The following is a 20,984-nucleotide window of genomic DNA, read 5'->3' on the forward strand; positions in this document are numbered from 1 at the left end:
TTCTCCACTACCTAGTTAAACAGGCATGTTCATGATTTCTTTGTAAGCTTCGACAAGTTTATTACGAACCTGCACTGTCGCTTCAAATGCAACTGACGACTTTTGAGAAGCAATCATTGCTTCAGCCAAAGACACGCTCCTGTCGCCTGTTTCTACCGCCACTACTTTTTGTTTAGCATCTTGCTGCAAACCGTGCACAGTATTAATTGCATCCGATAGCATATCGCCAAATTGAGCGGTTGATGAGGCTTGTGTTTTTACTGGCAGCCTTTCGATTTGATTATTACGGCCAGCTTCTAAAGCCATTGATTGCATTTCTTGAAATACAGCGCTGTTTTGAATTTTCATAATTTGTCTCTGGCAATGCAGTTAACTCTTAACATGAATAAAGCACAAAGCATGCCAAAAAATTAAATTAATATTTTCAATGAGTTGCAAGGAATTTGACAAGTCAGAGTTTTGACAGCCCTAAATTCAAAGGGTAAATTTAGGGCTAAAAATGATGTTATGCGGGGAGTGAAATACCTAAATCGCGCATCTGCGCTAGTTTGTAACGTAAAGTCCGAGGGCTTATACCTAGCGTTTCAGCAACATCTTTTCGCTTACCTTGGCATCTTGCTAACGTTTCTAAAATAATGCGATGCTCTTTATCTTTTAGCTCATCCTTATAACTTCCCGTATCAACAGCCAATAAGTCTTGTTTTGTTGGCTCGGCTGGAGATGACTGTTCGTCATAATACGCTGAACTCATAGCGCCTTGGTCAATATCTCTATTAGTAGCACTTACTTGCTGCTGACTAGTATTTTGCGCACTTACAGATGCAGGCTCCATTACAAAATCTGTCGCCGCTGTATTTTCAATGAAAATAGCATGCTCGTTTAGAGTATCCCCAGTCCTAAGTATTAACGCACGTTGTATTACGTTATCAAGCTCACGCACATTACCAGGCCATGAATGAGCAAGTAATTTTTTCTCTGCGGCACTATCAAGATAAGCCATAGGCTCTTTACTTTTGTTTAAGTGGCGCTCAATTAAATGCTTAGCCAATACAAGGATATCTCCAGGTCGCTGACAAAGTGGTCGCCACATCAAAGGAAACACATTAAGCCTGTAATATAAATCTTCTCTAAATTGGTTTTCGGTAACCGCTTCTTTCAAATCTCGGTTACTTGTTGCAAGTATCCGTACATCTAACTGGATTGTTTTTCTTCCACCTAAGCGCTCTACTTCGCGCTCTTGCAACACACGAAGTAGTTTAGCTTGCAGCCCTAAATCCATTTCTGTTATTTCGTCGAGCAATATAGTACCGCCTTGCGCTTGCTCAAACTTACCAGGACACGCTTGAATTGCGCCTGTAAACGCACCCTTTTCATAACCAAATAAGGTTGCTTCAAGCATATTTTCAGGAATTGCTGCACAGTTAATCGCAACAAACGGCGCATCGCATCGGTTCGATTTATCATGAATATACCGTGCAAGCACTTCCTTACCTGAACCACTTGGGCCTAGCACCATAACGCTCGCATCAGAGCGTGCAACTTTACTTGCTAACTCTAAAAGTTGAATACTGCTGGGATCGGCAACAATGGGTCCGTCTGTCTCCTTTGCTTTTTCAGGTAAGTATCGACTTACCATATTAAGTAAAACCTCAGGTGCAAACGGCTTTGCCATGTAATCAATAGCGCCCAAGCGCATCGCTTCAACAGCATCGTCAATGGTAGCGTACGCCGTCATCATTAAAACAGGTAATTCAGGGTGGTTAAGCTTAATACTGCGTAGTAAATCAAGCCCACTCATAGTGCCCATTTGTACATCGCTCACCACCAGCGAAAATTGCTCTTTTTTCAGCAATAACATGGCTTGCTCTGCACAATTAGCCGCAATACATTCAATCCCCGACATTTCGAGTGTGTCAATTAAGGCTTCGCGAAGCCCTGCATCATCTTCGACAACTAAAATAGTGTTACTCATAATGATTCCTCTAATTTAGATGCGGTGCGAATAGGTAAAAGCAAACTAAAGCATGCTCCACCGCCTTTATTATTAGTCACGTCAACACGCCCCTGATGAGCGTTTGCAACCGAACTCACAACAGCAAGCCCTAACCCTGTGCCTTGGCTTTTAGTGGTATAAAAGGGTTCAAATATTTTTTCTGCTTGAGTTAAATCAATACCCGGACCGTTATCAGATACACTGATACGAACAAAATCTGGATTTTCCTCGTCAGTCGCAGCACTTAATTTTACCTCAGCGCCAGTACCAATGACTTGGATACTGTTATGGATTAAATTTTGAATTGCGCTGGCTATGGCTGATTTATTGCCTGTTATTTGAATATCTGGCTCTGGGAGGTTAACAGCTAAATGACTGTCATTTAGTGTCACCATAGCATCAGCACCCGCTTTTACCTCACTGAGTAACTGCTGCATAGACACTTGCTCAACAACTTGCTGATCGCCACTTTTGGCAAAAAGTAGCATATCGTTTACTTGAGTTTCTAAATCTTTTAAGCGTGACATTAACTTGCTTTGAAAATTATCGCGAGATGCCTCGGGTAAACGCTTAGAGCCCAAATTAGCAGCATAAAGCATGGCCGCTGAAAGTGGGGTTCGAACCTGGTGTGCAAGCGACGCCACCATTTTACCCAAAGCACTTAGGCGCTGCATATGAGCAACTCGCTTTTGTAAACGGCGTGTTTCACTCAAGTCGGTCATTAAAATTAGCTGGCCCGGCTCGGGCGCTAACGCTGTTATATCAAGCTTAATTAAACGGCCATCTTTCAGTGATACTTCGTGACCATCGTCTTGATGCGGTCTAAAAGAGCGTTGAATAACGCTAAACCACTTTTCACCTTCTAAAGGTTCGCCTAACATATCAATGGCTATTTGGTTGGCCTTTGCAATCATTCCTTTACCATCAAGCACAACCACACCTGCGGGCATGGTATCAACTAAATGTGAAAGCCAACTTGCTTGCTGACGCAGATCGCTTAACTCACCTATGTACTCCTCTTGAAGTAAACATGGGTTATACTGATTTGCAGAAATAAACTGTGGTTTAAGCACGCTCGCAAGGGCCATAATCAACTCTCGAATTTGTATAGATACAGAGCTTAATGCACAATGTGTACCAAAATTTATTTACATTATTTTCATTGACTTACAATAATAATAGCGTGACATAAAAATGACGCGCATAAAAAGGAATATGTATGAGTGAGCAAAAAAAATGCCGATGTGCTTGGTTAGACGCCACCAAGCCCGATTACGTTTTATATCACGATTTAGAATGGGGCGTCCCTGTTTACGATGACCAAACACTGTTTGAATTTATAACGCTAGAGTCGGCTCAGGCAGGCTTAAGTTGGTATACCATTTTAAAAAAACGACAAGGATATAAAAATGCATTTGCTAATTTTAATGTAGATAAAGTCGCGTTGTTTACCCAAGACGATGTTGAGCGTTTAATGCTTGATGAAAATATCGTACGAAACCGTTTAAAAATTAACGCCACAATAAATAATGCCAAGCAATTTATAAACATTCAAAAAGAATTTGGCAGTTTTAGTGCGTATCAATGGCAGTTTGTTGATAACAAACCGATCGTAAGCAATTTAAATTATACCGAAGAGACGCCTGCAATCACCAAAGAATCAACAGCCTTCGCAAAGGATTTAAAAAAGCGCGGCTTTAAATTTTTAGGCCCTACCACGGTATACGCTCATATGCAGGCCTGCGGTATGGTTAACGATCATAGTAATGACTGCTTTAGAAAAGAAGAAATTATTGAGGCTTTTTGTGGTGAGTAAGCAGCTAAACAGGTAGGTGTGTAATTAAAAGCTTTGCTTTTCACGCGAGCAAGCCCGGCGTCTACCGCCATGGTTTAAGTTTGTGTTTATCTTGTAGACGCCAAGCTTGCGTGACGGGCAAAGCCCGTAAAGTGATTGATCATAAATGATTAAAATAACGAAGAGTATTTCACTACTTTCGTACTGCTAATCTCTTGAAAGGTTGTACTTTTTCATTTTTTCGACCAGTGTTGTTCTTCTTACGCCCAGTATTTCAGCTGCCCGAGCCACAACGTAATCATATCGTTCTAAAGCTTGGGTAATTAAGCTGATTTCAAGCTCAGCTAAATACTCTTTAAGCTCAATGCCATCTTCGGGTAATACGCCTGAGCCAGCTTGGTTAAATTCAGGCTCTGGCTCATTGTCATAATCACTAAACCCTGTGCTGAATATATCGTTAAAGGCATCTTTTTCCATAAGTTCTTCAGGATATTCAGGCTCATAAGCATCTACCTCAATGTAACGATATTTATTGGGTAGATCAGGGATGTCCACTACCTTTTCAGGGAACATTATAACCATGCGCTCAACCAAATTCGCAAGCTCACGGATATTACCCGGCCATGCATGCTCTTTTAAACTTTCGATCGCTCGCTCAGTAAATTTAGCTGTCGTGCCCGTTTGCTCGTTTACGCGACGCATTAACTCCTTAAGTAGTAACGGAATGTCATCAGCACGCTCACTTAACGACGGGTTCTCTATAGGGAATACATTTAACCGGTAATATAAATCTTCACGAAAGCTGCCTGCTTCAATCATGGTTTCGAGATTGCGGTGTGTTGCAGCAATAACACGTACATCGGCTTGAATCGCCTTAGTGCCACCTACACGCTCATAGCTTCGTTCTTGTAATACGCGTAAAAGTTTAACCTGCATTTGTAGCGGCATATCACCAATTTCATCTAAAAACAGCGTACCGCCTTGCGCCAACTCAAAACGGCCTTTACGCGCAGAAATAGCCCCTGTAAACGCCCCTTTTTCGTGGCCAAAAAGTTCACTTTCTAATAGTTCTGCAGGTATAGCTCCACAGTTTACAGGCACAAATGGCCCTGTACTTCGTTTAGATAGCAAGTGAACGTTACGTGCAACCACTTCTTTACCAGTACCTGACTCACCTAAAATTAAAACGTTTGCATCTGTTTTTGCTACTTGTTCAATTAAAAAACGGACCTCTTTTACGGCTTGTGTTTCACCTACAAGGCCATCAAAAGATTTATGTGACTGAGTATTTTTGTGCTCCCCCGGCAACATACGATGATATTGCTGGCAATCATGAAGCAATTGTGTGGTCACTTCATGATTAAATGGCTCACAAATAAGTCCAACTACATTAGCAATGCTAAGTAATGGTCTTAACGTTTCACCTATTAATAAAAATGGAAGTGTTGGGTAGCGCTTAATTAAGTTTTCGTGATCGAGAGACTGTAAAGCCCCTAAAATGACCATGCACTCATGCTGCTGATATTTTGCACACTCTTGTTCAAAGTTGTCTTCATCTAAACGATGAGTAACCTCACCGATAAAACCAAGTGATGCGTTTAACCCAATAGAGCGATTGTTATTATTATCTAAAATCAGGATCATAGTTAGCGAGCCGTGCTTCACTCTTTAATGTAATTAACTAAATTGTAAGCCAGTTAAGCACGGATGCAAGTGATAGCGGCAGTTTTTTGACATAAACGCCAAAAAACAGACGCACTCGTTAATTCAATCATACTTAAGAATTAACTATTAAGTATTAATATTTAAAGTAAGCCTAAAATAGACTCTGCAGATTGGTTAGCCTGGCCACGAAGAGCAACTGATGATTGCGCTAAAATATCATTAGACACTTGTTGAGAAATTGCTAGGGCGTAATCGGTATCTTGAATGCGGCTTTGACTGGCTGCAATATTTTCTTGCTGCGTCCCTAACCCTTTAATTGTGCTTGCCAAGGTATTTTGAAATGCACCTAACTCAGCTCGTTGTGCATTAATTTCATCATTTGCTTGCTTACTGATGTCAATAGCCGCTTGAGCACCGGCTTGGCTTGAAATATCAATGGTTGATAACGCAGAGGCAAAACTACCATCTGTAGAGTTTACCGTTTGGTTTGTATTCGCATCAGCACCAACTTGAAACGTGACAGCTTGACCATCAAATAAAGGCTTTCCTGCAAAACTCGCATTTTCGAACGTTTCAGATATTTGGCTTTGCAATTGCACGACTTCTTCTTGCAACGCAGCACGATCATTGTCAGTCAATGCACCGTTACCCGCTTGAATTGATAACTCTTGAATACGCGAAACGGCATCATTCACACCACTCAAGTTAGCTTCGCTTACTTGAGTATATGAAATCCCGTCATACGCATTACTTACAGCTTGGCTAAAACCATTTTGCTGTGAAGTAAGCCTATCAATAATTTGCAAAGCCGCTGCATCATCTGCTGCGGTATTTACTTTTTTACCTGTTGCAAGTTGCTCTGCAAGTTTGTTATTTGTTTGCTGAGTTTGGTTTAAAAAGTTAGCTGATGCTGATTGAATTTTCATAACGGCCTCCGTGGTGCTGACTGATTAAATTATAGCTTAATTTGCGAAATTTTGCCCTTTGTACCATTGTTAGACTAAATTAACTTGGCACTTTGCTTGCTTAGTGGTTAAAGTATTGAGATGTGTATTAAAAAATCACGTTTGCGTGTCATATAACGCCAATAATAAATAATTTGGGTAGCACTATGTTCGATAACAAAACAATTTTAATCACCGGTGGTACCGGTTCATTCGGGAAAAAATACGTCAAGACACTACTTGAGCGTTACAATCCAAAAAAAATCATTATTTTTTCACGCGATGAACTTAAGCAATTTGAAATGCAACAAGAGTTTGACCAACCTTGTATGCGTTATTTTATTGGCGATGTAAGAGATAAAGACAGATTAATACGTGCCATGCGCGGTGTAAACTACGTTATTCATGCAGCTGCTTTGAAGCAGGTTCCGGCCGCTGAATACAACCCAATGGAATGTATCAAAACAAATATTAATGGGGCCGAAAACGTAATTGATGCAGCCCTTGATAACGATGTTGAAAAAGTAATCGCTTTGTCTACTGATAAGGCTGCAAACCCAATTAATTTGTATGGCGCCACAAAACTGGCATCAGACAAACTTTTTGTAGCCGCTAATAATATTGCAGGTGGCAACCGCACTACCTTTTCTGTTGTTCGCTACGGCAATGTGGTGTGCTCTCGCGGCTCTGTTGTGCCAGTTTTCCAAAAGTTTATTGATGAAGGGCGCGATCACATCCCAATCACACACGATGAAATGACTCGCTTTTGGATAAACCTTCAACAAGGCGTCGATTTTGTACTTACTAATTTTGAACGCATGTTAGGCGGTGAAATTTTCGTTCCTAAAATCCCTTCAATTCGTATTACCGATCTTGCAAAAGCAATGGCACCTGACTTACCACTAAAAATAATTGGTATTCGCCCTGGTGAAAAACTTCATGAGGTTATGTGCCCCGCTGATTTATGTTTTGAAACCTACGAGTACAACGACCACTTTGTTATTGCCCCAGGTATTAAATTTAGTAGCCGTAGTAATGACTTTACCGTGAACGCAATTGGCGAGACTGGCAAGAAGGTAGACCAAGGATTTGAATATAACTCTCTTCATAATTCGCATTACATGACGATTGATGAGATTAGAGAATTTAACACCCAGGCATTAAGTTAAAGCTGAATAAAATAAATGATTCCATACGGTAAACAACTAATAAGCCAAGCAGATATTGATAGTGTTGTAGCTGTTTTACAGTCTGACTGGCTGACTCAAGGGCCAAAAGTACCGGCTTTTGAAGCTGCTATTTCAAACTATTGTAATGCTCAATATGGTATTGCTGTTAATAGCGCGACTTCGGCACTACATATTGCATGCTTAGCATTAAATGTAAGCGAAGGTGACACTGTTTGGACCTCGCCAATTTCTTTTGTGGCCTCTGCCAATTGTGCGCTTTACTGTGGTGCTAAAGTAGACTTTGTAGATATAGACTTGGCAACTGGCAATATGTCTGTATCAGCCCTTACTGATAAGCTGATTAGCGCAAAACAAAATAATTGTTTACCTAAAGTCGTTATCCCTGTGCACTTGGCAGGCCAATCTTGTGATATGAAAGCCATTTATGATTTATCAAAGCAGTATGGTTTTAAAATCATTGAAGATGCATCACACGCTATTGGCGCGCAATATAATGGCAATAAAGTAGGTTGCTGTGAATTTTCAGATATAACCGTATTTAGTTTTCATCCAGTAAAAATAATTACCTCTGCTGAAGGCGGTATGGCGGTTACTAATAATCAACAGCTTGCAAAAAAACTACAGCGTTTAAGAAGTCATGGGATCACCAATGACTCTAACGAAATGACCGAGCCAAGCCATGGCCCTTGGTATTACCAGCAAATAGAGCTTGGCTTTAATTACCGAATGACAGAGCTACAAGCTGCACTTGGCCTCAGCCAACTTGATAAACTTGATGAATTTGTTACTACCAGAAACGCATTCGCTATTTCATATTCTAATGCGTTTGAAACTATGCCTCTTTCGCATTTAAAACAACTAACGCAGTGCTATTCAAGCTACCATTTATACGTAGTTAAACTTGCTGACGAACATAGTCACCTTCACAGGCATATTATTGAGCAATTGAGAAGTAAAGGCATTGTTAGTCACCTTCATTATATCCCAATACACACTCAACCTTTTTATAAAGCAATGGGGTTTAAAGACAGCGACTACCCCAATGCGATGAAATATTATAAAACAGCATTCACAATACCTTTGCATCCTCAACTAACAGAGCAAGAACAAAGCTATATTATTAATGAGGTTGGTAAGTTACTGTGAAGCTAGCACTTGGTACTGTTCAATTTGGTGTTGACTACGGAATAAGTAACACACTAGGCAAAACACACCGCAAAGAAATAAAAAAATACTCAACCTCGCTAAAAGCGAAAATATAACGACCATTGATACTGCATCAGCCTATGGTAATGCTGAAGCCGAACTAGGCCAGTGCTCACTAAGTCCATTCGATATAGTTAGTAAAATTCCACCTATACCTAACTTAACCAATGTTGATGATTTTATAACAAAAACTGTTAAACAGTCTCTTTGTGACTTAAATTGTGACGCTTTATATGGATTACTACTTCATCGCTTTGTAGACTTTAAGCAATTCCCTGTTGCGCTTGATTGCTTAAAGCAATTAAAGGCAGATAACAAAGTAAAAAAGGTGGGTGTATCTTTATATTCACCACATCAGCTTAGCGATGATGTATTAACATTTGCAGATCTAATTCAGTTACCACTAAATATTCTTGATCAGCGCTTTGTTCTATCAAATTCATTAAAACAGCTAAAAGCTGCGAATGTAGAGATTCATACTCGTTCAGCCTTTCTGCAGGGGTTATTGCTGATGCATAGTGGCACGCATCCAGATTACTTTAAACCTATTGCACCTTTATTGGAAAAGCTCACCAAGCTGAGTAACCACTTAAATATCTCTAAGTTATCGCTAGCATTAAACTATGTGGTTAGTATTAATGAAGTAGATAAAGTGGTTTTAGGCGTCAACAGCGAACAACAGCTTAACGAAATTTTAAGCAGCCTAACAACAAGCGTATCACACATAGATTTCTCTGAGTTTAGCCTAGTTGATGAGCAATTTATTAATCCAGCACGTTGGCAATTAAACTGATAACGATTGGTAGTGAGTATGTGTGCCTGTATATGTGTTAATTAATTTAACCGTTTCAACGGGCCCAACGTTAAATAAGCAATCGATTATACTAAGATGAGAAATAAATTCCCCCTTAACTTGTGGGTATTTTGGATGGGTAAAGTTTTGATAAAAAACTTCAATATCATTTTTAACTAATGCCCCGCCTGGGGACTCTTTTTCAATGTAAGCTTGCGCGCCCACTGGTGACAAATAATTATTACATTCTAACTCATTACAAATAGATACTAGCCGAGCATCTTTAACACCAGACACGCCTTCAAGCTCTGAAGCAATAAATGTCGAAGTCGTTATATTCATATAGTCCATTAATGCTCTTATAATTTTAATATTCATTTGAGCCAAAAAAGTAATGCTTTCGTCTTTATAAATAGAATCTAAAAGTGGAAATAACGAACTATAAAACGGTGCTTTTGCGTAGCTTTCAGCAATGCTTTTAAGATGCTTTCTTCGCCAAGGATTTGCACTAACAAATTGAGTATTTTCAATTGTTGCTGTCATCCTTCCTTTTGGGGTACTTACCGGACAAGTCAGCATAAGTTCTTGTCTGCCTGATTTAATTTTATTTCTAACGTGCCAATCACTTTTTTCAAGCTTTACATTGTCTAAAAATACAAATTTATCGGCGCTATTAATTAAGCCAAAATAACCTAACCAGGGTAAGTAAGTAGGCTGCATTATGCTCAATAACATGTTGTTTCGCTCTTACTTAATTGCATTGTAAACTCATAAGGGTAACCACCTGGCTTAGTAACGTAATCATGCTTTAGGGAGACAAAAGGTGTCATTGTTGTTTTGCATAATTCGAATAGCTCTAAGGGTGAGACATAAAAAAGAGCTTCATTTTTAAATTCTACGAATGTCGATAACGCATTAAAAACAACCGACTTCTCACACTGCCTAATACTTTTTTGCAGGGTTAGCGTTAAAAAGCCCATATTATCAGTCATTTTATTATTAAACACGCCACTAATAAGCACATGGTCATAGCCTTGTGCTATCTCATCTTTATATATATCAAACACTTCAAACTGAGCTTTTGCATCAGAGCTAAATTTGGCACTGGCAACATCTATAAATTCTGGCACAAAGTCGTAACCTAAATACTCACCGGTAAAGCCGTTTTTTCTTAGATACAAAAGCATATCACCCAAGCCACAGCCTAAATCAATAACTCGACTACTTGATGAAATCATATCCAGAAATATCGCAAACCTTACGTTTTGTGATTCTTTAGATACATGCTGTACTGATTTGTGGCTATCACCATACTCTTTATACAGAGACTGATAATATGACTTTAGAATATTACTTGTCTTGGTAGTCATTTATAAACATTACCATATTGGTTAATTGCTCTTGAGGTGTTTCTGGACGAACAAATAAATTTATAATTTGCTCATCAATTAATGACGCATTTGGATAATGCCCATTGGTTTGTAATTCACCTAACGATTTATAATGCTTAGTAAAAGTTATACCATTCTGTTTTGCTTTAGCTAAAAAGTGAGCTCTATTTTTTATGAGTAAAGGGTAGCGCCAATACGTTACGTCAGCATCAAAACTTGCTTTTACAAAAAGCGAATTAATGATGTGTTTTTGCAGATAATCTACATTTTTTTTTCGAACTTGCATTTGCTTATTTAAATTTAAAAAGCGGTCATTTAATATTTCAAATTGTTTTGAGCCACTAAATTGAGCCATTTTATTATCATTTAAAAACCCCTTAGCACATTCGAATAAACGCTCAGAGTTAGTCAAAACAGCTCCGCCATATTGATTATCAATAGGTTTATCATAACCAAAACTCAAAATAGAAAGGTCGCCAAAGCTGCCTAATGGTTTGCCTTTATATGTACTACCATACGCTAAACACGCATCTTCTATTAATGTAATGTTGTTCTGTTTTGCAAAATTTGCTATTTCATCAATTTTACAATAATGCCCGTAACCATGAACGGCCACTATTACTGATACAGAATCATTAAAAACGGCCTCTATATTATTGACTTCCATAGATAAAGAGCACAATGAAACATCAGCCAGAATAACGTTGTACCCTGCCATTTGAATAGCAAACAAAACAATCGGGCAACAGCTTGCCGGCATTATTACTGAGCTACCCTTTGGAGCCTGTGAGGCATTTAGCGCAGCTATAAGCGCAAAGCTGCCAGAGCTAGTCAATAATGCATGCCGACGGTCAAATTTAGTAGCAATAAAGCTCTGTAATTGAGTTAAACCCATAACCTCAAATCCTTGCGATAACGAGATAAAGGAAAGCTCTCTGGCTGAGTAAGTATTTCTACTTTTTTGACACAGTGCTGTAAATCAGTTTCTAGTTGCTCAAAAGAAAAAAAGCGCCATAGAGAATAACGATGTATTAATGGAATCGTTTTTTCATATTCCAGATCACTTGAACTTTTTATATCATGCTCAAAGTGTTTATCTAGTATATCGCCAATCAAAATTACGCCACCGGGCCTGCATACTCGTATCATTTCTTTAATCACATCAAGTGCATATTGATAGCTTGGGAAATAATGAAAAATACTGTAACTCAGCACTCTTTCAAACTCATTGTCTGCAAACTGAAGATCACTGGCTTGTGATTGATAAAAGACGCCTTGAGGAAGCAATTTTTTTGCTTCATCGATCATTGCTTGAGAATAGTCAACACCTGCATATTGTGAGCATTTTTGTAATTTTGATAGTAGTAATCCGTTGCCACAGCCTACATCTAAAATACTATTCCCCTGCGCTGAGAGCATCAGTTTTTGCTCAACATCATCGCAAAGAGCCTGCCAAAGTGTATCGTCAAAGGGGCGCCCGACCTGTGCTTTAAAATCACTGTTTATACGAGCAATTTCATCCCACTCTGCTTGTTTAGAATTAAACTCACTCATTTGATACCTTTATGATTTCTTGTGCGAATTGCTCGGTTGAATCGAGAAAATATGATTTGAGCATTGTAGCTCTTTGCAATTTAATATCTGAATGTAAAAATCGCTCAATGTTTAATGTTAAGCTTTCAACCGTTGCATCTTCAGCAAGACCTAAGTCAAAGGTTAAATGTGCGCTGGCAAGTTCCAAAGTGTCTTTATGTTGTGCATTCGTTTGCGAGATAGCACAATTAGGTATAAGGCAAAAACCGGCTTCATATTTTGTAAGTCCCCCGCCATTAATAATCAAATCAGTTTGCTTGTAAACAGCAGACATATCATCAACAAATCCTAAAGCTTGGTAAGTATTATTTTTTAAACTAATAGAAGGCATTTTTTGATCTAGTAGAATAATTTCTTTATTTACAAACAACTTATCTAAGGCGTAAACAACATGGGTAGCCACATCAAATCGATCATTACCGCCAATAAAAACCAAAATACTCTCAATACTATTTTTAAAATGAACTTGAGAGCGACTTTGCCTTAATGATAATAACTCTTGAGCAAATGAAAAGTAACGAACTCCTAACCTATGTTTAGCAGTTGCGCGACAAAACGCTTCAGCGTTAAATCTAAAATTCACAATAAGATCTATAAAGTCGTAATTGTATTGATCAAAGTCGTCAATGATACATAACTTCAATCCTATTTTTTTTAATTCAAATAATTGCTCAAAAGTAAACTGATAGCTATCAGCAAGTACCGTCATATGTGGTTCAAAAATAAAGCCACTATCCGCTACAGTGAAACCAAAATTCTTTATACGCTGGGTAGAAAACTGATCAAAATCGCCAAAAAAAATAATATTACTACAAGGCTGCAATGCAAAGGTCGCTCTAGCAACATTCAGACACCTTGATAGATGCCCAAAGCCTGTTTTTACAGTCCCACTACAATAAAAAATAAAATCAGCCAACAGTGCAATACTCTTTTAATTCTTTATGAGCAAGAGCAAGTACGTCAGATAACAACCAACAACGACCGCTAAACCTACCCGACACAATAATATTTTTAAATGAGTTCGTTAATGTTTCATAATTTAGCTGCGTTGTATTACAAAACTCATGCGTAGGTACAGGAAAAGTATTATCTATTTTTTGTACGCACCCACTTTTCATTTTTGTATCAGGCGATATCACCCCCATATTTTTAAGATCAATAATACCCTGCTCTAATGTGTATGTAGGATCTGCTTTATACCTTAAAACCTCTGCCGATACTTGATACTTGTCACTTTGTCTTAAATTATTGTACAGCGTAACCCTGAAAATATCCGAACATGGGTCCCAATTCCAAAGATAATGCGATTCTCGATTTAAAGGCTGCTTATCAAAGGTAAAATGCAAGATATTTGCAGTCCTAAATATAGGTTTATAATTTGCGATCGATAAATTAGCGGCCTTTAGTGCAAATACAGGCGGCGCGCTCCAAAATAATAAATCACATTTAATACGTGAGCCATCGCTAAGGCTAAACGCGGTGACTAAATCATCTTGATATTCAATGTCTAAAACTTGGCTATTACAGCGAATTTCAACTCCCAAAGACTCTGCTTTTGCCTGCAATTGGTCAATCCAAACTTGCGCGCCTTTGGGATTGTTTGGGTAGTAATAATTTGGAAGGTTAGTACCTTGCGCTACAAGTAACGCTTCAAATTCAGCAGCGCTATGATAACCCAGCTTTTTATCAAACTCAGGATGTTGTTTTAACACGCGTGACAAAGATGCATTAAATGCTTTTATTCTTGTAGCACCAAAATAATTTATGCTGGTATTTTTAGCTAAATCAGTAAATGATACATCGCTGCCATAAAGCTTATTTATAACTGGTTTTGCAAGATATTGATAAAACACTACACCTAAAGTTTCGCATAAATATTGCTCAATGTTATCGGCCTCAGACTCCGATGTGAGCGACATAAACTCACCGATGCCTTGTTTGTAAAGTGCTGAATCTAACTTTCTTGCATCAATAGTTTGCGTTTCTAAATCCCACTCACCTGCAAAATAATTACCTGTTTTGAGCTGTGTAAATGTATGCCAATTTTTAGAAAACTGAGGAAGATTGAATAATATCTCGTCTATTTCAGCAACACCCGTGCTAGCTGGAATATGTGTGCCTTGATCGTAATAATTACCAGCATCGTCAGCGACCGAGTTAAGCAAGCCACCTAATGATTCAGACTGCTCAATTAATACAACGCGATCGTAATGTTTGCGCAATAAAATACTTGCCGTTATGCCGCAAATTCCACCACCGACCACTGCACATGTTCTCATAACTAGCCTCTTGACTCGTTTGTTAATGCAAAGCTAACCCTATCACCTAACTCTACATCACTTGTTAAACTTAACCCTAGTACATCGTCAAAATGCTTAGTATGTAAGCCAAAGCCAGGCCTAACAGATTTAATATCGTGTTTTGTAATAACGTGGCCTTTTTTTAAGTCTTTAGCAAAATAAAGTGAGCGCCTCGCTAACATATTCTTTTTAGCTGAATCAGTTATGTCATAGGTCACACCGCCTACTGCCTTTTCTGCGTCTCTTACTGACTTAACGAGTAATGAAAATTCGTCTTTATCTAATGAGAAAAAGGCATCAACCGAGTCGTCAGATTTATCAATAATAAAGTGCTTTTCAATTATTTTGGCACCCAGCGTCACACTCACAATGGGTGAAATAATACCTTGAGTATGATCCGACAAACCAGCAATACAATTAAATCGTTTAGCTATATCTGCAATAGTTGCTAAGTTGCATTCTTCTAATGGGGTTGGATAGGCTGTCGTACACTTTAATATTGCAATGCTGTCACAGCCATTATTACGCAATGTAGAAACCGCTAGTTCAATATCAGCTAACTCAGCAATTCCTGTAGAAAGAATTACAGGTTTGCCTGTTGCCGCAACATATTTCAAAAGAGGAATATCTGTTATTTCCGGCGAAGCTATTTTATATACCGGCGTATTTAATGATTCGAGTAAATCAACGGAAGATTCATCAAATGGAGAAGAGAATATATCAATTTCGCAACGTTTGGCTTCTTCAAACAACGCTTGATGCCATTCCCAAGGTGTAAACGCTTTTTGATAAAGTGAGTGCAAAGACACGTGTTCTTGCCAAGGATTGTCGCTAGGCAAACAAAAATCTGGCTTTGAACAATTTAGTGTAATTGTATCTGCCGTGTACGTTTGTAGCTTTACGGCATCTGCCCCAGCCAACTTAGCTTCAGCGATTAATTTTTTCGCTTTATCAATGTCTCCACCATGATTAGCAGACATTTCAGCTATGATGTAACACGGACTATTTTCATCGATTATTTTATTGTTAATTTTCATAATAAGTCCAAAGCCAATTAATGTTGCTCATTTTGTAATGAAATAGCTAACCCTTCGTTACGAATAACTTGGCTATTAATCTGTTTAATGAGTGGATGAGCATCGAGTATGTTTTTTATACTTTGATAGTTAATGTTAACCGTATCGTTAGTAAAACGTGCTAATTCTTTAATAACCTGCCAATCTTCAGGTGTATCTAATGTAAACCGATAGCAGCTGTCATCTGTCGTGCTTTGCATTTCATAGGTAGAAAATTGATTTAGTTTATTTTCGTAAAAATGTAACGTCACGTGTTCACGTTCAGACTCCCTGAGTTCGGCCGTGTTTAATGATGATAGCGAGCTCTTTGTGAAAACCTCACAATCAACGCCCTCAGCAAAATGCTCACTCAAATAAGCATAATCAACCTGTTTTTCAAAGTATGTCTGCAATAATAAATCACAAACGCCAGCATCAACAAAAGGTGAATCGCCTGTTATTCTTACAATATGCTCAGAGGGATACTTCTTGCTTGCTTGTTGAAAGCGCTCTAAAACATTTTCTTCTGAACCTCTAAACACGTCGATTTTATGGCGTTTAGCTAACTCAACTAATTCATCATTTTCTTTGTTAAAAGAAGTCAGAAGAACAATATTATCAATGTATCTTGATTGCTTTAAACGCATAACAATGTGCAAGATAACGGGGATCCCGTTTATTTCTTTTAACACCTTTCCTGGTAATCTTGACGATCCCATTCTTGCTTGAATAAAGGCAGTAACAGACTTCATTAATTTAACCTTTGAAAGCCACTGTGGCATACCGGACCGTTAATTAGGCTTTCTATATCGACATTGCTGTCTAATGACTCCTGAAGAAAATAAAAAACCTCTCTCATTGCATCAATATATTTATCGCAAAGCTCATCAGTATGGGCTATCGAAAGGTAAATCACATTACTCGCTAAAAACCCTCTTCTAAGCATTTCTTGAGTAAATAGTGTTTTTAACGCCAATGCATGATCACCTGGAAATATAAATATAGGAACACTATCAATACCTATAATTTTTAGGTTAAAACCTGTTTGCCTGACCACTTCTTCAATGCGCGATTTTAGTCTTGCACCAGTTTCATTTAAGCGTTTAGGGATATCATCTCGTTGAAATATTTCTAATGTTTTTAACGCTGCTGTAAAGCCAACCCGTTCGGTCCAATAAGAACTACTGATGAAGGATTGCTGCGCTGCATCCATCACTTCAGAACGACCTATTATAGCGCCTATTGGATGACCGTTACCCAACGCCTTTCCTAACACACAAATATCAGGCTCTATCGATGTTAAAAGATGAGACGCCCCTGTGTTAAGTCTAAAACCAGATGATATTTCATCAAAAATTACAACGATGTTATGTTCAACAGCTAAATCTTTCACAGCTTGTAAAAAGGCAACATCCGGCAACCCATGACGAAAAACTTCCATCATAACAACGCCAAGGTTATCACCGTGAGCATCTATGATTGCCTTAAAGCCATCAATATCACCTTCCTTAAATGGCACCACGGTATTTTGTAATTGCTTAGGAACACCAGCAGGCCTTAAACCAGGTAATAACTGCTCATCTAAATTTTCAGCGTCTGTTATATTTGTTGCTAAGTACCAATCATGCCAACCATGGTAGCCGCAAAAAGCAACAACATCTTTTTTACTATAGGCACGAGCAATTCGCACTGCTAACGCACACGATTCACCACCAGTACGAGTAAAGCGGACAGCTCCCGCCCAAGGGTGTATCTCAATAAGCTTTTCGGCTAACTCCACCTCTTCATGACAGTTCAAACTACTCATGCTTCCGTTAGAAATCGAACTTATTACCGCATCGTTAATTTCATCATTAGCATAACCTAAAGAACTAGTACCAATTCCCATAATAGAGAAATCATAGTAATGATTATCATCTAAATCCCAAACTTCACAGCCTTTAGACTTTTTATAATAGGCAGGCCATTGGTCGGGTAAAAACATTTCGGCACGCTTTGAAAGTAATTGATTCCCACCAGGAATAATTTTTTTGGCCTTTTGCCAAAGCTCTGCACCCGAATTGCTTTTTGATGACATGTTTTTTCCTTAGGAATAATAAGTTTAAATTATTTATTAACTATTATAATGAAATTTCGCTTACGCTCTAATAACTTATCGGCAATTTAAAAAAAAGACTTAGGAAGAATAGATATTTTTTATAGAAGTGATTTTTTCATAAACAAACCATGGTCAGTTTGTTCGCTAATTTCAAAGCCCAATTTTTTATAAGCAGAAATTGCAGGTGTATTACCTTTATCAACACCAAGTATTATTGTTTCGGTATGAAAGTGTTTTGCCAAGTAATCTGCACTTATAGAAATAACCTCAGCTGCAACACCTTTACCACGCCACTGAGCCTCACCTAACAAAATCCCCATTGTTGCGGTTTTATTAACTAAATCTATAGGTTCATACTTTATATTGCCGATGTGTTCACCATCAGTAAAAATGCCCAACAAAATAGCTGCTGGGTCATTATTTTTAGCTTTAATATAGTTCTTCAACTCGTCTAAAGATGACGATTTATAACTAATAAACTCTTTAGCTTTACTATCGTCAAACCAGCTTAGGTAGCGATATGTTGCATCAGCCTCTGTTAAGAGTGAAAGAACAAATCGTTTACTCTTAATCTGCATATTGACTAGCTCACCGAAGGCTTTGAGTAATCGAAGCTGTAATCACTTAACTCATTCCAACGGTCTCTGTATTGCTGTGGAGCATCAGCAATAAAATCTCGCCAAAGTGTTTTAGCTTTTTCATAGTAAGGGACTATCGTTGTCTCATCACCAAAGTTATAAAGTAGCGAAATAAGTACTGAGGTAACGTAAAGCGACTCACCTTCAAGTAGCAGATAAAGATGTGTGTATCTTGGATGGTTTTTAAATGAGAACAAATACCTTAAGCTCTCAAGTAACTGCTCTAAAGCTTCGGTTCGATTTAAAATTGGACCATCAAGTATCTCAACCATAGTGTTACATAGCTGCTCAAACTCATCAAAATCTAAATAGTCTGTCAAACACACGTTTTTATCTACTGCAGAAAATGGCTGAGTTTTTATATGTTCAATAACTTCATTTTTAGAAAAACTAAATTCTTCTAGTAAAATATCATCCGATCTCAAGGGCATACTGCCCTTAACGGCAGCGCCATCACTGCAATTAAAACAATTTATCCCTGCATCGAGTTTAGACTCTAAAAAACGTTCCATTTGCACTTTACCAGTATGCATAAAGTGATCTGTTATGATGCTTTCGCCAAAATTACCAGGCACAATGAGTTCGCCACCCATCTTTAAGGGCGCATGTATCGTTTCCCCCTCACCCGAGTAATAATAGCTGCCTTTTGAATGATGGTGATTGGGATCTTTATAACCGTTATCGGCTCCGAAAAGGTAGATATTTTTAAACTCCATACTACCAAAAAAGCTCAGCGCGGTATTACCCACCAAGGGGTTACTAAACCCTATTGTTGATGTGATCCTGCCATTATTTAAAAACTCAGATATATGAAATAAAGAGGTGCCCGCTTCGTTACTTTTCAATGCTACTCCGCACCAGCCGAATAAATCTAAAACTTTGGGGTACATTACATTGAGAACGAGCAAGTTTATTTTCTGGCGTGTATGCTCAGGAATGAATGCAGTTAAAAAGTCTTCAGTTGCTTTTGTCCTTTCCAGTGCGACATGAAAATCTGGTGTTATGCCTTGCTTGAGCAATGCTGTCGTCGCAGAGTTACAAGCAACAATAATGACTTTATCTTGTAACTTTTTAATCGTATCGATGTCATTATCTAATGACGGGCCATTAGCGACGATAAAAATAGGGAAATGATTGTAAGTTTCTGAAATCTTTTTTGCTGGTTGTAGTAAATTTATAGGTTTTAAAGAGTTATCCACTGAATGAGCAACACTTAATAGTGCATCATCAAAAAAGCCCCACCCCATAAAAAATTGATGATAATTACCTTTAAACTCATTAATTAATTTATTTACAGCTTCAGAGGGGTAATGTTGAAAAAAAAGTGCACTTGCAACACTAAACGCACCAATTTCTCCAGCTCTTAAATGCAAAGCTTCATACATTTCTTGCTCAGGAACACCGATCGAAAAGTATAAATAACTTCCAGCTTCATCTACTTTATTAAGGAAGCTAGCCCAATCAAATGTAAACAAACTTGCAAAAAAAATAATCTTCATTGGGTTCAAAAATACTTATATAAGCTGCATTAAAAGAACCGAACATATTATCTAAATGATAACCTAAGCCAACACCAAATATTATTGCACTAGGTATAAATTCAGCAACGGATTTTGTTGGAGTAAGGGCTTGTTGAGTTTCATTGTATATAGCGCCAATTTCAGCCATTAAATCAATATGGATAAAACCCGTCTCATTTTTTAAAAACTCTAATTGGCTATGGTCAACTTTACCCATAATCGGGTTTTCAAGCATACTTTTTATTTGTTCGCTAGACTGCTTATGAGGATCCTCGCTATAAATAGGCACCCCAGTGTCGTAGTCAATAAAGTTGGCTGAGCCATTTGAATTCAGAAATAAGTTAAATTTGCTACTTGGCTGATGTGAACTAAATTTCTCGGCAATATCAGGAAAATACTTTTTAAACGCTAGAATATTATTGTCAAAAGTAATATTGGCTTTATCTACAAAAGCATCTTCGTTTTGTTGTTTTTGAGAAATTGAATTGAGAGCCTCTTCAATCTCATTTATTGACTCTTGAGCACTTTGCAGATTATTTTTAGACATTTTGATATTTCTTAATATTCTTTTGATTTTTATTAAACTGAGTAATATTTTTAAAGGACTGTTTTTTTAAATCGTCGACTTTATTCAATACACTTTGATGCCTTGCGGCGACTGATAGAAAATAAGTAGCATTTTCATGTAGGGATAATTGATCGGTCGCTTTTATTTCGTCAAGTAGCTTGCGGTCTAAATTGAGGGCCTTTTCTAGGTTTGGCTCATCAATCGCAGCTTCAAGCTGCGATATCAAAGATTCCAT

22 protein-coding genes are annotated in these 20,984 nt (G+C 38.0%); 4 read left to right on the forward strand and 18 right to left on the reverse strand.

All coding sequences use genetic code 11. The features are described from left to right. Positions 1-15: 15 nt before the first annotated feature. From fliE to P20480_RS01780, 3 genes are all read right to left on the reverse strand, one after another. The gene (gene fliE / locus P20480_RS01790) at positions 16-348 is read right to left on the reverse strand and encodes a flagellar hook-basal body complex protein FliE (RefSeq protein ID WP_008132633.1); all 333 of its coding nucleotides are present in this window, start codon (positions 346-348) and stop codon (positions 16-18) included. Positions 349-505: 157 nt separating this feature from the next. Beyond that, the gene (locus P20480_RS01785; RefSeq protein ID WP_008132634.1) at positions 506-1,972 is read right to left on the reverse strand and encodes a sigma-54-dependent transcriptional regulator; all 1,467 of its coding nucleotides are present in this window, start codon (positions 1,970-1,972) and stop codon (positions 506-508) included. Beyond that, the gene (locus P20480_RS01780) at positions 1,969-3,081 is read right to left on the reverse strand and encodes a sensor histidine kinase (RefSeq protein ID WP_008132635.1); all 1,113 of its coding nucleotides are present in this window, start codon (positions 3,079-3,081) and stop codon (positions 1,969-1,971) included. Before P20480_RS01780 ends, P20480_RS01785 begins: the two co-directional genes overlap by 4 nt. Positions 3,082-3,212: 131 nt before the next feature. Here P20480_RS01780 and P20480_RS01775 point away from each other — a divergent pair, with 131 nt between their 5' ends. Then, complete coding sequence (locus P20480_RS01775) at positions 3,213-3,809, forward strand: DNA-3-methyladenine glycosylase I (RefSeq protein WP_008132636.1); 597 nt, start codon at positions 3,213-3,215, stop codon at positions 3,807-3,809. A 186-nt stretch (positions 3,810-3,995) separates the two neighbouring features. On the opposite strand, the gene P20480_RS01770 is transcribed toward P20480_RS01775, so the two are convergent. Then, on the reverse strand, positions 3,996-5,432 hold the full coding sequence (locus P20480_RS01770; RefSeq protein ID WP_008132644.1) for a sigma-54 dependent transcriptional regulator: 1,437 nt from the start codon (positions 5,430-5,432) through the stop codon (positions 3,996-3,998). A gap of 161 nt (positions 5,433-5,593) precedes the next feature. Beyond that, positions 5,594-6,379 (reverse strand): flagellin N-terminal helical domain-containing protein, encoded by a 786-nt coding sequence (locus tag P20480_RS01765; protein WP_008132646.1) that lies wholly within the window; start codon positions 6,377-6,379, stop codon positions 5,594-5,596. Between the two features lie 185 nt (positions 6,380-6,564). On the opposite strand from P20480_RS01765, the gene pseB reads away from it, so the two are divergent. The 3 genes from pseB (at position 6,565) to P20480_RS18790 (ending at position 9,586) form a co-directional block, all read left to right on the forward strand. Beyond that, on the forward strand, positions 6,565-7,566 hold the full coding sequence (gene pseB, locus P20480_RS01760) for a UDP-N-acetylglucosamine 4,6-dehydratase (inverting) (protein ID WP_006792729.1): 1,002 nt from the start codon (positions 6,565-6,567) through the stop codon (positions 7,564-7,566). 15 nt (positions 7,567-7,581) lie between these two features. Beyond that, a complete protein-coding gene (gene pseC / locus P20480_RS01755) occupies positions 7,582-8,733 on the forward strand; it encodes a UDP-4-amino-4,6-dideoxy-N-acetyl-beta-L-altrosamine transaminase (protein ID WP_008132648.1) in 1,152 nt (383 codons plus the stop codon). A 112-nt stretch (positions 8,734-8,845) separates the two neighbouring features. Continuing rightward, complete coding sequence (locus P20480_RS18790; RefSeq protein WP_238530328.1) at positions 8,846-9,586, forward strand: aldo/keto reductase; 741 nt, start codon at positions 8,846-8,848, stop codon at positions 9,584-9,586. On the opposite strand, the gene P20480_RS01750 is transcribed toward P20480_RS18790, so the two are convergent. From P20480_RS01750 to P20480_RS01700, 13 genes are all read right to left on the reverse strand, one after another. Then, the gene (locus tag P20480_RS01750) at positions 9,578-10,321 is read right to left on the reverse strand and encodes a WbqC family protein (protein WP_008132652.1); all 744 of its coding nucleotides are present in this window, start codon (positions 10,319-10,321) and stop codon (positions 9,578-9,580) included. The two genes, P20480_RS18790 and P20480_RS01750, sit on opposite strands and share 9 nt — an antisense overlap. After that, on the reverse strand, positions 10,312-10,956 hold the full coding sequence (locus P20480_RS01745) for a class I SAM-dependent methyltransferase (RefSeq protein ID WP_010555901.1): 645 nt from the start codon (positions 10,954-10,956) through the stop codon (positions 10,312-10,314). The genes P20480_RS01750 and P20480_RS01745 overlap by 10 nt, the downstream gene beginning before the upstream one ends. Next, positions 10,937-11,872: a DegT/DnrJ/EryC1/StrS family aminotransferase gene (locus P20480_RS01740; RefSeq protein WP_008132654.1), complete on the reverse strand. Its 936-nt coding sequence runs from the start codon at positions 11,870-11,872 to the stop codon at positions 10,937-10,939. Before P20480_RS01740 ends, P20480_RS01745 begins: the two co-directional genes overlap by 20 nt. Next, positions 11,863-12,531, reverse strand: a complete 669-nt coding sequence (locus P20480_RS01735; RefSeq protein ID WP_008132655.1) for a class I SAM-dependent methyltransferase — start codon at positions 12,529-12,531, stop codon at positions 11,863-11,865. The genes P20480_RS01740 and P20480_RS01735 overlap by 10 nt, the downstream gene beginning before the upstream one ends. After that, the gene (locus P20480_RS01730; protein WP_193371874.1) at positions 12,524-13,486 is read right to left on the reverse strand and encodes a glycosyl transferase; all 963 of its coding nucleotides are present in this window, start codon (positions 13,484-13,486) and stop codon (positions 12,524-12,526) included. Before P20480_RS01730 ends, P20480_RS01735 begins: the two co-directional genes overlap by 8 nt. Continuing rightward, positions 13,479-14,849, reverse strand: coding sequence for an FAD-dependent oxidoreductase (locus tag P20480_RS01725; protein WP_008132656.1), 1,371 nt, complete (start codon positions 14,847-14,849; stop codon positions 13,479-13,481). The genes P20480_RS01730 and P20480_RS01725 overlap by 8 nt, the downstream gene beginning before the upstream one ends. 2 nt (positions 14,850-14,851) lie before the next feature. Continuing rightward, positions 14,852-15,907, reverse strand: a complete 1,056-nt coding sequence (pseI, locus tag P20480_RS01720) for a pseudaminic acid synthase (protein WP_008132657.1) — start codon at positions 15,905-15,907, stop codon at positions 14,852-14,854. A gap of 17 nt (positions 15,908-15,924) precedes the next feature. Further along, a complete protein-coding gene (locus P20480_RS01715) occupies positions 15,925-16,677 on the reverse strand; it encodes a cytidylyltransferase domain-containing protein (protein ID WP_008132658.1) in 753 nt (250 codons plus the stop codon). Next, a complete protein-coding gene (locus P20480_RS01710) occupies positions 16,677-18,002 on the reverse strand; it encodes an aminotransferase class III-fold pyridoxal phosphate-dependent enzyme (protein WP_008132659.1) in 1,326 nt (441 codons plus the stop codon). Before P20480_RS01710 ends, P20480_RS01715 begins: the two co-directional genes overlap by 1 nt. A gap of 119 nt (positions 18,003-18,121) precedes the next feature. Continuing rightward, positions 18,122-18,601, reverse strand: a complete 480-nt coding sequence (locus P20480_RS01705; RefSeq protein WP_006792717.1) for a GNAT family N-acetyltransferase — start codon at positions 18,599-18,601, stop codon at positions 18,122-18,124. A gap of 5 nt (positions 18,602-18,606) precedes the next feature. Further along, positions 18,607-20,160 carry a motility associated factor glycosyltransferase family protein gene (locus P20480_RS18795; protein ID WP_008132660.1) on the reverse strand — a complete coding sequence of 518 codons (1,554 nt, stop codon included), beginning with the start codon at positions 20,158-20,160 and terminating at the stop codon, positions 18,607-18,609. After that, positions 20,123-20,728, reverse strand: a complete 606-nt coding sequence (locus P20480_RS19970) for a hypothetical protein (RefSeq protein WP_008132661.1) — start codon at positions 20,726-20,728, stop codon at positions 20,123-20,125. Before P20480_RS19970 ends, P20480_RS18795 begins: the two co-directional genes overlap by 38 nt. Beyond that, a complete protein-coding gene (locus P20480_RS01700) occupies positions 20,721-20,984 on the reverse strand; it encodes a hypothetical protein (RefSeq protein ID WP_238530323.1) in 264 nt (87 codons plus the stop codon). Before P20480_RS01700 ends, P20480_RS19970 begins: the two co-directional genes overlap by 8 nt.

Source organism: Pseudoalteromonas sp. BSi20480 (assembly GCF_000241365.1).
In the GTDB taxonomy this organism is placed as follows: Bacteria; Pseudomonadota; Gammaproteobacteria; order Enterobacterales; family Alteromonadaceae; genus Pseudoalteromonas; species Pseudoalteromonas marina.